General features: G+C 61.5%; 12 protein-coding genes. 8 read left to right on the forward strand and 4 right to left on the reverse strand.

The features are described 5' to 3' along the window. Positions 1–52 precede the first annotated feature (52 nt). From J8I26_RS04125 to J8I26_RS04150, 6 genes are all read left to right on the forward strand, one after another. Positions 53–1,279, forward strand: coding sequence for a transporter substrate-binding protein (locus tag J8I26_RS04125; RefSeq protein ID WP_209604283.1), 1,227 nt, complete (start codon positions 53–55; stop codon positions 1,277–1,279). Positions 1,280–1,331: 52 nt separating this feature from the next. After that, entirely contained in the window at positions 1,332–2,198 is an 867-nt protein-coding gene (locus J8I26_RS04130; protein ID WP_209604284.1) for a branched-chain amino acid ABC transporter permease, read from the forward strand. Position 2,199: 1 nt separating this feature from the next. Beyond that, a complete protein-coding gene (locus tag J8I26_RS04135; protein ID WP_209604285.1) occupies positions 2,200–3,246 on the forward strand; it encodes a branched-chain amino acid ABC transporter permease in 1,047 nt (348 codons plus the stop codon). Then, positions 3,243–3,968 (forward strand): ATP-binding cassette domain-containing protein, encoded by a 726-nt coding sequence (locus tag J8I26_RS04140; protein ID WP_209604287.1) that lies wholly within the window; start codon positions 3,243–3,245, stop codon positions 3,966–3,968. The genes J8I26_RS04135 and J8I26_RS04140 overlap by 4 nt, the downstream gene beginning before the upstream one ends. A 2-nt stretch (positions 3,969–3,970) precedes the next feature. Continuing rightward, the gene (locus tag J8I26_RS04145; protein WP_209604289.1) at positions 3,971–4,657 is read left to right on the forward strand and encodes an ABC transporter ATP-binding protein; all 687 of its coding nucleotides are present in this window, start codon (positions 3,971–3,973) and stop codon (positions 4,655–4,657) included. A gap of 354 nt (positions 4,658–5,011) precedes the next feature. Then, positions 5,012–6,010 (forward strand): porin, encoded by a 999-nt coding sequence (locus J8I26_RS04150; RefSeq protein ID WP_209604291.1) that lies wholly within the window; start codon positions 5,012–5,014, stop codon positions 6,008–6,010. Positions 6,011–6,088: 78 nt separating this feature from the next. On the opposite strand, the gene J8I26_RS04155 is transcribed toward J8I26_RS04150, so the two are convergent. Continuing rightward, positions 6,089–6,847 carry a helix-turn-helix domain-containing protein gene (locus J8I26_RS04155; protein WP_209604293.1) on the reverse strand — a complete coding sequence of 253 codons (759 nt, stop codon included), beginning with the start codon at positions 6,845–6,847 and terminating at the stop codon, positions 6,089–6,091. Between the two features lie 279 nt (positions 6,848–7,126). Between J8I26_RS04155 and J8I26_RS04160 the strand changes: the two genes are divergently transcribed. Both J8I26_RS04160 and J8I26_RS04165 read left to right on the forward strand, forming a co-directional pair. Continuing rightward, the gene (locus tag J8I26_RS04160; protein WP_209604295.1) at positions 7,127–7,837 is read left to right on the forward strand and encodes a response regulator transcription factor; all 711 of its coding nucleotides are present in this window, start codon (positions 7,127–7,129) and stop codon (positions 7,835–7,837) included. A 311-nt stretch (positions 7,838–8,148) separates the two neighbouring features. Next, positions 8,149–9,075 carry an enoyl-CoA hydratase-related protein gene (locus J8I26_RS04165; RefSeq protein WP_209604297.1) on the forward strand — a complete coding sequence of 309 codons (927 nt, stop codon included), beginning with the start codon at positions 8,149–8,151 and terminating at the stop codon, positions 9,073–9,075. 178 nt (positions 9,076–9,253) lie between these two features. Here J8I26_RS04165 and J8I26_RS04170 read toward each other — a convergent pair whose 3' ends face one another. The 3 genes from J8I26_RS04170 to J8I26_RS04180 all read right to left on the reverse strand — a co-directional run bounded on the left by J8I26_RS04170 (position 9,254) and on the right by J8I26_RS04180 (position 14,179). Further along, the gene (locus J8I26_RS04170; RefSeq protein ID WP_209604298.1) at positions 9,254–11,920 is read right to left on the reverse strand and encodes a hypothetical protein; all 2,667 of its coding nucleotides are present in this window, start codon (positions 11,918–11,920) and stop codon (positions 9,254–9,256) included. Positions 11,921–12,197: 277 nt separating this feature from the next. Beyond that, complete coding sequence (locus J8I26_RS04175; RefSeq protein WP_209604300.1) at positions 12,198–12,707, reverse strand: phosphoribosyltransferase; 510 nt, start codon at positions 12,705–12,707, stop codon at positions 12,198–12,200. Positions 12,708–12,721: 14 nt separating this feature from the next. Beyond that, positions 12,722–14,179 carry a hypothetical protein gene (locus J8I26_RS04180; protein ID WP_209604302.1) on the reverse strand — a complete coding sequence of 486 codons (1,458 nt, stop codon included), beginning with the start codon at positions 14,177–14,179 and terminating at the stop codon, positions 12,722–12,724. Between the last annotated feature and the right edge of the window lie 20 nt (positions 14,180–14,199).

Consider the following 14,199-nt stretch of genomic DNA (forward strand, 5'->3'; position numbering starts at 1 on the left):
CGCTAAACAAGCACCACTGTAGTTCCCCACATCCACCAACAGGAGATCCAACGTGAGCTTCACCCGCAGAAACGCGCTGAAAACACTGGCTGGCGCCGCCGCCCTTGCCGCTACTCCACTGGCCTCGCTGGCCAAGTCCGACGATATCGTCATCGGCAGCCTGCACGATCTGTCCGGCGGCCTTGATATCCTGGGCAAGCCGATGCAGGACGCCATGCAGCTGGCAGTGCAGGAGATCAACGACGGCGGCGGCCTGTTGGGCAAGAAAGTCGCCATCGCCACGATGGATCCGCAGTCGAACATGCAACTATATGCGCAATACGCGCAGCAGATGGCGCTCAAGGACAAGGTCACGGCCTTGTTCGGCGGTATTACCTCCGCTTCGCGCGAAGTCATCCGTCCGGTGATGAAGCGCTTCAATACGCTGTATTTCTACAATACTCAGTATGAAGGCGGCGTCTGCGATCGCAACACCTTCTGTACCGGACAAACACCTGCCCAGAACGTCGACAAGCTGGTGCCGTACATCACCAAGCGTTGGGGCAAGAAGATCTACGTGGTAGCCGCCGACTACAACTACGGCCAGATCACCAACGACTGGATCAAGAAGTACGCCGCGCAGACCGGCGCCACCGTGGTAGCCAGCGACTTCTTCCCGCTCGACGTCAACCAGTTCGGCCCGACCATCCAGAAGATCCAGGCGGCGCAGCCCGACGTGGTGATCTCGGTTCTGGTGGGCGGCGCGCATATGGCGTTCTATCGCCAATGGGCCGCCGCAGGGATGAATAAGAAGATTCCCATGGCATCGACCACCTTCAACAACGGCAACGAACATATCGTGTTGTCGCCGGCGGAGTCTGACGGCATCGTCACTGCCTTCAGTTATTTCGAGTCCATCGATTCGCCCGTCAACAAGGCGTTCGTGGAACGCTGGCACAAGAAGTTCGGCGCCGACTATCCCTACATCGGCGAGCTTGCCGCAGCCACCTATCAGGGCGTGCATCTGTGGGCCGCCGGGGTGCGCAAAGCCAATTCGGTCGACCGCATGAAGACCATCCAGGCCCTGGAAAGCGGCATTTCTTTTGATGGACCCAGCGGCAAGGTCACCATCGATCCCGCTACTCACCACTGTACGCTCGACATCCAGATCGCCGAATGCAAGAACAAGAAATGGAAGATCCTGGAAAGCTTCAAGCAACAGAAGCCGGTCGATACGGCGGCTGTGTGCGACCTGATCAAGCACCCCAATGAGAACAAGCAATACGTGATCAAGGTGTAAGCGCACTCATCCGACCAAGGGATGGGTTGAAGAATGAATCAAGGAGGAATGAGTGGATTACGTAGCCGTTGTAAGTCTTGAGGTGCTCAATGCGGTCGCCGCGCTGCTGCTGGCCAGCATCGGCCTGGCGATCGTATTCGGCATGATGAAGGTCATCAATCTCGCGCATGGCGAATTCATCATGATGGGCGGCTACGCCGCTATCGCCGCGTCCCGTTTCGGCGTCAACATCTGGGTCGCGACGCTGGTGATAGCGCCGCTGGTGGTCGGCCTGATCGGTTTCATCGTCGAGCGCGCCATCATGCGCCACCTGTACGGCCGCATGGTCGACACCATGCTGGCCACCTGGGGGCTCTCGCTGCTGTTTATCGGCATGGTGACCACTATCTTCGGCAACACCACGATCGGCTTGTCCTCCCCGTTGGGGGCGATGTCGGTGGGCGCGTATCAGGTCAGCTTGTACACGGTGTTCATCACGGCGGTGGCGGCCCTCGTGATGGTTGCGCTGTACCTGCTGCTCACCCGCACCAGCTTCGGCCTTGTGGCGCGCGGCGTGATGCAGAACCCGGGCATGGCGGCAGCGCTTGGGGTCAACCCTGCGCACGTGTATTCGGCGACCTTTTCCCTGGGTGCGGCCCTGGCCGGCCTGGCCGGCGGCGTACTTGCGCCGATCACCGGCGTGGTGCCCACCATCGGCGTGGCGTATGTAGCCAAATCTTTCATCACTGTTATCGGTGGCGGCGCTTCCATCATCACCGGCGCGCTGACTGCCTCGGGCCTGTTCGGCGCGGTCAACCAGCTCACCACGTTCGCGACCACGCCGGTCATCGGCGAGGTCGCGCTGCTGCTGGTGGCCATCGTCCTGGTCAGGCTGCTGCCGCAGGGCATTACCGGTCGTTTTTTCCGAGGACGCATCTGACATGAATAATCGCATTCCCATCATCGCCTGCCTGCTGCTCGGCGTGGCCGCCATCGCCGCCCTGCCCGTGCTGCTGGAAACCTTCACGCTCATGGAGCTCTCGGTCTACGTGATCATGTCCATCCTGGCCTTGTCGCTGGGCTTCGTCTGGGGCTACGGCGGTGTCCTTTGCTTCGGCCAAGCCGCGTTCTTCGGCCTGGGTGCCTATGCCTATGCCATCGCCGCCATCAACTTCGGCGAATCCACCGGGGCTTTCCTGGTCGCCGTGGCCGTTCCTGCGCTGTTCGCGCTGGCGCTGGGCTACTTCATCTTCTTCGGTCGCATCAGCGATGTCTATCTGGGGGTGATCACGCTGACGGTCACCCTGATCCTGTTCAATCTGGTCAATTCGACCTCGGGAGAGCAGTATCGGATCGGCGAGGCAGCCATCGGCGGTTTCAACGGCATCCCCTCCATTCCCACGTTGAACGTACCGTTGCAGCCGGAGCAGGTGCTGTCACCCGAGGTCTTCTTCATGGTATGCGTGGCGTTCCTGATGGCGTCCTACATTGGTCTGCGGCTATTGCTGGCCAGCCATTTCGGCCGGGTGGTGGTCGCGCTGCGCGAGAACGAGACGCGGGTCGACCTGCTCGGCTACGACTCGCGCAAGTACAAGCTGGGGGCCTTCGCCATCAGCGGCGCGCTCGCAGGCGTGGCCGGTTGCCTCTTCGCCAATTGGGGCGCGTTCACCAGCCCCACCGTCTTCAGCCTGACGCAATCGGCGCTGGTCATCATCTGGGTGCTGGTGGGCGGCGTGGGTACGCTCCTGGGGCCGATTATCGGTTGCTTCTTCGTGCAATGGCTGACCAGCTACATCGGCGGGCTCGGCTTCATCAATCCCAACCTCATGTTGGGCGCGGTGCTGATCGGCTTCGTGCTGCTGTTGCCCAAGGGGCTGGTGTCGCTACTGGGCGATGCCGGCAAGCTGTTCAAGTTTGGCCAGCGCATCAAGCCGGTCGACACCCATACGGCCGAAGCGCGGCCGGCCAGCCAGGGAGCCAGACAATGAGCGCATTGGTGCAAGCCCAGGGACTGGGCGTGAGCTTCGGCGGCGTGCATGCCGTCCACAACGTCGACTTCACGTTGCGGGCAGGCGAATTGCGTTGCCTGATCGGCCCCAACGGCGCCGGCAAGAGCAGCTTCTTCCGCCTGCTGTGCGGTCAGTACAAGCCTACGCGCGGCAGCGTTTCCATCAAGGGCCAGTCGATCGCGGGAATGCAGTCCTACCAGATCGCCCGACTCGGGCTGGGGATCAAGACTCAAGTGCCAAGCGTGTTTGACGGCCTGTCGGTGGAGGAGAACATCTGGCTGTCGGCGCGTCGCGTACACCCGGCCCGCGAGGCGCGATCCGCAGTGCGCGAAACCATGGACCTGGTGCGGCTCTCAGCCGTCGCCGGCAAGCAGGTCGGCACCCTTTCGCACGGTCAGCGCCAGTGGGTGGAGCTGGGCATCGTCTGCGCCACCCGCCCCGACCTGATCCTGCTCGACGAACCGGCGGCAGGCATGAGCGACGAAGAGGTGCTGCGCACCGCCGAGCTGATCAAGGCCGCCAACGAGCGTAGCGCATTGATCGTGGTGGAGCACGACATGGAATTCATCCGCATGATCGCCAAGACGGTGACGGTCTTCAACCGCGGCAGCGTGCTGATGGAGGATTCGATAGACAACGTGCTGGCCGACCAGCGTGTCAAGGATGTCTATCTGGGCAAAGACCTGGAAATGAGGGAGTAACTATGCTGACCATCAAGGACGTCCAGTCGGGCTATGGCGATATACGCGTGCTGCGCGGAGTCAATCTGCAATTGCGACAGGGCGAGTTCGTCGGCCTGTGGGGACACAACGGCATGGGAAAGTCGACACTCATGCGCACCCTGCTCGGCTATCTGCCGGCCAAGAGCGGCAGCATCAGCTTCGACGGCCAGGACATCACCCACCTCGCGACGCACCGGCGCGCCCGCATGGGCATCGGCCTGGTGCCGCAGGGGCGCGCCATCTTTCCGCATCTCAGCGTGCTGGACAACTTGCGCATGGGCGCCGTCACTACCGGGCGCGAACGCGAGCAGATCGTGGCATCGGTGCTCAAGCATTTTCCGCGGCTCAATCATTATCTCGATCGCGCCGGCGGCTTGCTCTCGGGCGGCGAACAACAGCTGCTGGCGCTGGCGCGCTGCCTTTGCGCCAAGCCCAAACTGATGCTGCTGGACGAACCCACTGAAGGCATCCAGCCGTCGATCATCTCGGAGATGGTCGATACGCTGCACGAAATCCGCAAGCAGACGGGGCTCACCTTGTTATTGGTAGAACAAAACCAGGCGTTCATCGGCAGCCTGGCCGACCGGGTCATGACCATGCAGAAGGGAGTGCTCACCAACGAAAGCAGCACCGGCGATTTCCTGAGAAATACACATGCCTTCTCATGACGTCGCGACCATGACGCCATGACATCCTGATCCGGCAGCAGACCCGCTGCCATCCATTGCACTGACTGTTCGACCGCCTCAATGGCGGTCGGGGGAGATTGTTGCCTGAAGATCCTGCAGACCACGTCCTTTCGGTAATCCGTAATCCACGCGCACCGCTCCGGTGTCGCGTTCATCCATCGCAACCATTCATATTGGGACAGCAGCCCCGGGGCCCCCTTGCGCCAAAAAAAGGCGCTCCACAAGAGCCCGCTTGCGATGACGCGGCGCAAGCCGCATCACCACGGTCGCATTGTCGGCGTTCTCGCGTTGCGATCTTTGTCGTTCACATCGTTTCACCACAGGGAGAGGTTAATGAAACTGAAGTCCAAGCATGTTGCTGTATTCACCTTGCTGTGCGCGGCCGCCGGCGCCGCCAGCGCACAGAGTTCGGTCACCATTTCCGGCTTGCTCAATGTCGGCCTGGCGCGCGGCAACAACGGTCAGACGCAGTTGGATGGTACCAGCGCCAACGGCCGTTTCGCCATGAACGACCTGCTGTCCAATTTTGCATTCTCCGGCAAGGAAGATCTGGGCGGCGGCTATTGGGCCGGCTTCCAGTTGGTGTCCTTCTTCCAGGTCGACAACGGCGCCTTGTTCCAGAACGACAGTTTCTTCAGCTCGCGTTCCGTCTTGCGCGTCGGCGGCGGCTTTGGCGAGGTGTACATGGGGCGCTCGCTCACACCGGCCAACTTCCAGATCCTGTTCTACGACCCATGGGGCTGGAACGCCAGTTCCGCCCAGGTCGGCTGGCAGATCCAGACCGCAAACTATAAGAGCACCTCCTACCTGCGGACCAACAACACCATCGGTTACGTGTCTCCGCAACTGCATGGCTTCACGCTCTCCCTGGCGCACTCCACCGGTGAAAACACGCTCTCCAACGATGATGGCGCATCGCTCGATTACAAGAACGGCGCGCTGTCGCTGGGCGTAGGCTACGACCAGAGCAACGGCATGAACAACAGCGCGACCAAGGATCACATGGCCGACGTCGTGGCGGCCTATGACTTCGGCTTCATCAAACCGATGGCGACCTTTACCTCATCGAAAGTCAATAACGTCAACTACCGCTCCTATTCGCTGGCCGCTACCGCGCCGGTGGGTGTGCAGGGAACGTTCAAGGCCGCCTATGGCCGCCTGAATGACTGTGCATGCGTGACGGGACAGCGTGCCGCGCTTTCCAAGTTCTCGCTGGGATATCAGCATGACCTGTCCAAACGCACTGCCCTGTTTGCCAACCTGAGCCGTGCCAAGGCGCAGACCTTGTCGGCCACCAACACCATCGAGCTGGGTATACAGCACGGTTTTTAACGGTAAAAAGCCGGCGTCACGCGCCGGCCTCCAATATTGACATCCCTCGTTCGGGTTCGCGGCCGATCCGGCGCGAACCTATTTTTTACCGGCCGGGGTCTTCGCCGAGATCGCCCAGATGCCTTCGAACATGGCCCGGTTCAGCGATGCCAGTTCCTGGCTTTCGATCACAAGTCCGTAATTCTCGCGTTTGGAGGAGAGATAGGTGACTTTGTCGTCATGAATGTACATGGTCATGCCCAGGTCGATGGAAGGCGGCGCGAAACGCAGTTCGCGCATGTCTTCGGAGGAAGTCGGCCAGACCGTCTCGACGTCGCGTGCCTGCGAGCGCAGTACCCGTAGCACGATACCGCGCCTGACCCGTTCGTCGATGATGGCCGCCATGGCGTCGCGTCCCGGCGCCTCGTTGAGTTCGTGCATGGACAAGATGCCGAGCAAGGGGCCGTTATGGCATTCCAGCGTGCCCCGCAAGGCTTTCAGGATGCCCTCCTTGCCTTCGTAGAAATGAATGCGCGGCTTCAGTTCCGATGTATTGAACATCGACTTCAGCTGAGGCACCACGTCGTCGAGCAGAGCGCGGCTGCGTTGCCACTGCTCGATCAACACCGCGGGATCCTCGGCCACGACGTGCATCACCCCGTTGTCCTTGGCCAGCTGGGACACCAGGCCGCGATTTTCCAGTTTGGCAAGCAAGGCATAACCGTTGGTACGGGACACGCCGGCACGTTCGGCAATCGCCGTCACGGGCGCGGATCCGCAATGCAGCACCGCCAGGTAGAACCGTGTCTCCTTGGCGTCGAGCCCCAACTCTTCCAACTGTGATTCGATCTTGGACATGATGTGCGCGCTTGCAAAAAAGTAAGGACTCGTATTATGCCAACTAAGCTGCTTGCCAAGAAGCCCGTCGCACATTGTCATGAGTTGTATCGCGCCGGGAAATTGTTTTACCCAAAATCAAACTGGAGCATGGAATTTCCCAATTACAACGTGGAGTTTTAGTCTAATATAGCTGTTCCCGAAATTCGGGAGGGAACCTGCAGCACCCCCCTTCTTTCAAGTCCGCACCATGCCAAGTGCTGCGGCAAAGTGGCCATAACACCGACCGATAGTCAGCCAATGAACATCGCATGTTATATCCGCAATTCCAACGTCTACGACCAGGTCAGAAATGCGCTGGCCCGGGTCGGCTATCTGTCGACGCAGTTCGATGCAGAAACTTCTTTGCTGCGCACCCTCAAGCGCAAGACCTTCGACTTCGTCATCATCGACCTTTCAAGCGCTGAAAGCGAAGACAGCATTTTTTCATGGCTGAGCCTGCGCAGCGGCGACCCTATCCCGACCTTGATCCTGTCTGCAGCGCGCGGTGGCGATATCGCCGCCCGCGCCCTGGATAACGGCGCCGACGATTTCCTGCAGCGCCCTTTTGAGCCGGTGGAACTGGTCGCGCGCATCAACGCGGTGATGCGCCGCTGTGCGCCGAAAAATAATCGGCGCGTGATCGAGTACGCCGGATTCCAGCTGCAGCGCGACACCGCGAAGTTCAGTTACCAGGGCGCCTCCATCTCGCTCACGCCGCGCGAGTTCAGCATGGCTTGGTTGTTTTTCTCTTCTCCCGGGGTCTATATCTCACGCGAAACACTGGGTTCGGTGATCTGGAGCACCGACAGCGAGATCGCCGGCCGCACTATCGAGCAGCACGTCTACAAGCTGCGCAAGAAACTGCAAATCGACAACCGCAATGTGGTCGTTATCCGCACGGCTTACAGCCAGGGTTACCGGCTCGACCCGGTCGACCATGAAAGCGCGCCGTCGCCTGCACTTGATTAATGCTGACTTGTCGTGAATTCCTGACAGAAAGACAAGTCCGATGCCGGCGGTTTGCGGGGCCTGACACCGAGGCCATGCACTGCATGCATCTCCGTCATTATTGTCAAGAAATAGGGTGATGAGCGCGAGTGAAGCCACATGTCGCCACCAGCCGGACCGATGCGCCACGAAACAGCATGTCCGACAACAATTCCGCCTAATTTGTCGAAAATTATTGACACGAAAAATCGACAAGCCCTATAGTGCGACAAGGCGCCCTTGGAACAGTCGGATCAACTCCCCCTCCGGATCTCCGGCACATCATCGTATCGGTGCGCAGCAAGTCAGCCCCGCCTTCTTCGGCGGTCAACGCCAATGCATGGGCCATTTGCCCACACCTACTGACGGATATCACGATGAACGCGCGTGTCCCCCCCTCCTGCGTCGAGCTGGAAACCAAGAAGCATGGCCTGTCCAAGGTCGGCTGGGTCTGGATCAATCGCCCTTATGACGGCAATACAATCGACCGCCTCACCGCCCAGGAAATCATTCGCGCCGTCGGCGCGTTCGCCAAGGACGCGCAGGTTCGGGCCATCGTGCTGGCAGCCCGAGGTGACAGTTTTTCGCGCGGCATCGAAGTGCAGTGGCTACGATCCCAGGCCGAAGCGCCGATCAACGGCGCGCTGGAAGACGCCCGCAAGCTGGCCCAACTGCTACAGGTGTTGGCCGAATGCGAAAAACCGACCATCGCGCGCGTGCAAGGCGATGCTGCCGGCATCGGCGCCGGCCTGGCGGCAGCCTGTGATATCTGCATCGCCGCCGACCACGCCTGCTTCACCATGGGCGACGACAGGCTAGGTATGGCGCCATCCGTCATCACCCCGCATTTGGTGCGCGCTATCGGCGCACGGCAATGCCAGCGCTATTTCCAGACCAATGAACCGCTGACCGCGGCGCGCGCCTGTGCGCTCGGGCTGGCGCACGAAACGGTGCCGGCCGAACTCCTCGACGACAAGCTGACAGCCTTGCTGGCGTCGCTGTTGCTGGGCGACGTACATGCCCAGCACAGCGCCAACAAACTGATTCGTGCCATTGCCGCCGCTCCACCTGCGTTGGACATGACGGCCGACGCGGTGCGCATCGGCGCGCGTATGCGGGCCTTCCCGTCGGTGCGTGAGCGCCTTGGCCTGCAAGCCGAACGCAGGTCGCCGGCAATGCATCGAATCACATTGGACAGCCAGCGCTGCGAAGCCGACTGAAGGCGATCACCGGTCACGGCCCGCGCTGAGGGGATCGGGATCGGGATCGCGTCCTCGGCCGGTTCGCCGCCGACAACAAAAAAGGCAGGGGTCGAAACCCCTGCCTTTGTCTTGTACCTCACATCATGGTTCTGGCGCAGAACGCCGGACTTGCCGACCTCCCTTTATCCCCGGGTGCTCAAGCCTCGGAGACGCTTGTTTCATTGCGCGTCGGGAAGTTGTCGCGACGGCGAACCTTGGGTTCGGTCAGGCGTCCCTCGGCAAATGCCAGTGCGTCCTTGTAGACCGCCTGGTGCACATGCAGCGGATAGTCGATCGAGCGGGCAAACAGCTTTTCCGGGCTGGCCGGGTTGAACTTGGCCGGCTTCTGCGCGGCGTAGTCGACGCCGGCTGTCACGAAGGTGCGCATACGGTCATCGCCATCCACGCCGAAGAGCTCACGGTTTGCATCCATGTGCTTGGCGACGACGCCGGCGGCTTGTGCGCCCAGTTTGCTGCTGGCAAACAGGTTGGCCAGTACGCCGAAGGTGTCGCCCTTGTTCAGGACGGTGGCGTCTTCCCTGATCGCCTTGTCGACCGCGTTGGCGAACGCCGCCTTGTGCTGACTGGAGTCGAACGCATCGCTGAACTGCGCCACTTCCGCATCGAAGGTCTTGCGATCGACCGCCGAGTGCTTCGCATACAGCTTCTCGACTTCCTCGAAGGCGGCGCCCGACAAGCCCACCGCATACAGGTGTTCCTGTGCCATGCGACGCAATGTCATGCCCGGGCTGACGTCGTAGGCGGAGTCGCGGTTGTTCACGTCATATGCCACCAGGCCGACCTTGGAGCGATTGCCCAGTGCGACGCCCAAGCCGTTGAGGCTCAAATCCTGGATCGGCAGAAGCACCTTGCCATCTTCATATTCCTTGGTGCTGGTCATCAAACGATTGCCGCTCAACGCCGGCAGATCCGGGTGGTCAGGGTGAATCGACTCGACCTTGCCGGACAGCGAGTCCAGCACTTTCTCGGCCTTGCGATCAAAGGTAGGCGATACGACGAACGCATCGAACTTGGCGGGCTCCTTCATTTGCTTGCCCTGGAACGAGATCTGCGAGTCGCCGGGCTCTGCCTTGAAGGCGTTGTAGCTGCCCTGCTGATACTTCAGGATGCCGGCCTCGGCCAGCATCACGGCAAAGTAATGCACGCGGAACGGCGACGCCGTAATGTCGTTGGTCAGCGTTGTCAGCACATCCATCTCACTCTTGTTGCCACGACCTTCCGCGACCTCGGCGGTGGTCACCCCGGCCGGTTGGGCGCGCTCCATCAGGTAGCCGTCGCGGCCCTTGAAGGTCAGCGGCGCCAGCTCGGCCATGTGCTGGATGGTCTCGGTAGGATTTTCGGTCATGCCAAAACCCAGGATCATCGACAAGTAAGCCTGGCGGCGCGCGCCTTCCAGGGTCCACGTTGCTTCCTTCACGGCCTGTTCGCGTGCAGGGCCGGTCAGGCTGCTTGCTTCGACCAGCTTGTCGATGTGCTGGCGGGTGGATGCGCCTTGTTCCGTCAGCAATGCTTCGGTGGTCAGGCCGTTTTGATGCACTTGTTCCGGTGTCAGGCCCAGGGTGCGGGCCACCGAGGCGATCGCCAGCGAGGCGTAGCTTCGATAGACTTCCTGTCCGTCTTCATGCAGGAACGCGGCATGCAGTTCTTCGGGCGACACCAGCGGCGGCTGGGCTTGGGTCCATTGCGGCGTATTGGTGTGGCGCGGCGAGATCCACTTGCCGGCGGTGAAGCTGACCACCGTCAGCGCGTCCTGGTACTTGGCCTTGGCTTCATCGGTCAGCTTGTAGCCGAATGGCGAGCTTTCATCAACCTCCATCAACTTCATCGAACCGTGCAGAGCGATCAGCTGGTCATATAGCGACAGGCCGGTGCCGCCTACCAGCAGCTTGGCGCCTTGCTTGAGTTCGCCATGTTCGTCCAGCAGTTGCTTCTGGGCGAGGAACTCGTTGAGATGTTCCGGGTTCATTGGCTGGGCAAAGGTGTGCTTGAGCACTTCCGGATCCGAAATCGGATTCTTGACGGTGGTGCCGGTGTTGATCACCACGCCGCGTGCGCCCAGCGCCACGGAGCTGGATGGATTGGCCTTGGATTTGACCAGCACCTTGGGATTGGCCGGGTCGGACACGTCGATACGATCTACCGAGGCTTCGGTGATGACATTGATCTTCAGGAACGGGAATGCGGCATGGGCCTCCTCGCACAGTGCATTGAAGAAGTCCTGCTCTTCCTTGCCCTGATCAGCGCGGGTCAGCGCTGCACGGCCAGTGGTGGGGTTGTCCGCGCTGCCTTCCGGCGCCTTGAAGGCGGTGTTCAGCGCCGAGTGGGCGATCGGGTTCTGTTCCGCGTATTTGGCGGAGAGTTCGTCGCGATTGGCCTTGTACATCTTGGCTAGCCGGTTCTTGTGATCTTGCGCTGCTTCCGGCGACGTGTTGACGGTGCCCACGCCTTGGTCGGGACCCCAGCCATTGCCGCGAGCGACGTACTCCTTCGACTTGCGGTCGATCAGGGTGGTCTGGATATTGTATTCGGCGCCCTGCCCCATCAGTTTTTCGAAATCTGCCCGATTTTTCAGCATGAACTGCAGGTCTTCGATGACCTGTGCGGTGCCGCGCGGTCCTGCGCCGATGATGATGCGGTGGTTGACGTTCTGGCCCGGCTGCATCTTGGCGAATTCCTCGAGCGATACGTGCAGGGTCTTCGGCGCCGCTGGGCCTTGCGTGCTGGACGAGGCGGAACTGTTGTAGGTCTGGAAGGACTGGATAGAGGTAGCCTGGTGCAGGCCGGGTGGATTCAGGGTTGTCATGATCGTGCGACTTTCTTTAATGTACGTTGAGTGGGCGCATGATTGCGCGATGTGCCGCATCGAGCCGCGAGGTTTTCGATGCGGGCAGGTATTCGTCAGACCGTCCGCGAAACCGCCTTGGCGGCGGTCGTCAAGCTTCCAGTCTGAACATGGGTAACATCCCCGCCCGGTCCGGTTCCATGCATTTTTTGCCCGCGCCGGCCACGGCCGCCATGGACAACGGCCCCGGTCCGCGTGAACGGAACCGGGGCCGCGGATGCTACGTGCGCGACAGCAGTCAGGCCGCGACCGGCGCGTACGCCGCAGGCATTTCGCTTTCCGCCTGGTACTCCCAGGGCCAGCGCAGGTAATCCTCGGGCGAGGCCGGCAAGCTGTAGTCGGGCACGTACATGTCGGGCGCATCGCAGCGATAGACGCAGAAAGTGCCGGTGACATTGCCCAACGAGGCGCAATGCGCCCGCGCCCGCTCGAATGTCCAGCCGCTGCCGCACACGTCGTCCACCAGCAGGATGCGGCGACCGCGGGGAGAACGCGCCGAACCGTCCAGGAAATGCGGCTCGGCGTTGCGCCTGCTGCACACCAGGTAATCGATCGGCATGCCGGTGTGGCGCGCAATGAGCGCGGCCACCGGGCTGCCGGCGCGCAAGATGGCCACCAGCAGGTCGTAACGCGCGGCGATCTCTTGCAGATGGGGCCGCACCATGTCTTCTATCTCCTGCCAGCGCACCACGCGGGTGCGCCGAAAATTCATCCACGCCGGCGGCTGTGATTGGGTCAGGTCCAACATGCTGGTCTCCTTGCTTACGGATCGTCACGCTCGTCGCCGGGGCGGCGCGGCCATGGCAGGTTCCCGCTCAAATGGGTCTGCTCGGGGAAGGAGGTCTGCTGATAGTCACGTACCTCTGCCTGCTGCAGCGTTTCTATCAGCTTGCCCTGGAACGCCGAGCGGCGCGTCGCATAAGCGTGGGACGCTTTGTCCAGCGCAGTGTGGCTGCGCTGCCAAGCGGCCTCATAGGCCTCCTTCTTTTCCGAATCGGGGAACCCCGCCAGCTTGGCGTTGGCCATCGCCACCTCTGCCCCCGCCCGCTGCAAGGCGCGCTTGTTGCGCAGGTTGCTTACCCCCAGCGCGAAGCGCGCCAGCCTGCCGGGCTTGCGTTGGACCGTCTGCTGCTCCTCCGCCTCCTTCTCGTCGAAGGAGTGAATGCTCGAGGCGTCGCTCGCCGCGTCGGTGGCTGCCTCGCCGGTCGCAGGAGCTAGCGGCCTGGGGGAATAGAACTGGTTCACCTTGCGATCCCAGAAACGGGTCTGCGGCGGTTTGATGCCATCTTGCGATGCCCGCACTACGTAGGTCGGCAGGTCCTGTCCATTCTGACCTTCGCTGGCGGCCTGGCGCCTTGCGGCATCGGCGATCTGCTGCTCCACGGTTTGGCGATAGGATGCATTAAGCGCCTCGTTGCCGCCCAACGCCCCCTTGAGCATGTCGCGCTCCTGGCGCGCGCGGGCCGATCTGACATCCATGCGGGCGCGGCTGCCCTGATCGAGCATGCGGCTGCCGGCCATGACCCCTGTCACTCCGCCCGTGAGCGACAGGCTGGCGCCCTTGATGCCGACCAGAGCGTGTTGCATGGTGCTGCGGGCGCGCCGGGAAATCCCGCTCGCGCCGCGATCATGGTCGGCACTGACCTGGTTGGCCACCATGGCGGCCAGGCGCGGTGGGCCGTCCGAATGGATCTTGATGCGATGGCCGTCGTCGACGGAGCTGAGGTAGCGACTGGTCACGCGTTCGTGCTCAACATCGCGCAGCCCCTCCAAAGGCTGGTAATCGAGCGACCGGAGATGAGCCTGCAGGTTTTCCTGGGCCATTTCAGTTTCGTCATTAAGGGCTTTTTGCACCGCTGCCTTGCCGATGGAGCGCTTGTCCACGAGACGCATGTCCTTGTGCTCGCGGCGGCCAACCGACTCCTGCAGGCGCTGCATCTTGTCGCCGGTTTCGCCTTTGGCGCGCAGGTCGTCGACCTTGTTGCGCGCACTGTTCAGACGATTGCGGTTCCACGATTGCCGGATCGACAGGTCAAAGTCACGCACCGCGTTGACCATCCCGGCCATGCGCGGCATGTCCATGCGGGCGAATTTGTTGGTGATCTTGTTGTTGGGGCTGGGGTTGTACGTCGCCCGTCGCGCGGTCGCCGTCTTGCTGGTATCGTCGACGTGGTGGAAATAGCCCGCCGTGATATTCGTGTTGTCGTTGATTGGACCCATGACGGCTCCTCGTTTGGATG

Source organism: Herbaspirillum sp. LeCh32-8 (assembly GCF_017814915.1).
Taxonomy (GTDB): domain Bacteria; phylum Pseudomonadota; class Gammaproteobacteria; order Burkholderiales; family Burkholderiaceae_D; genus Herbaspirillum.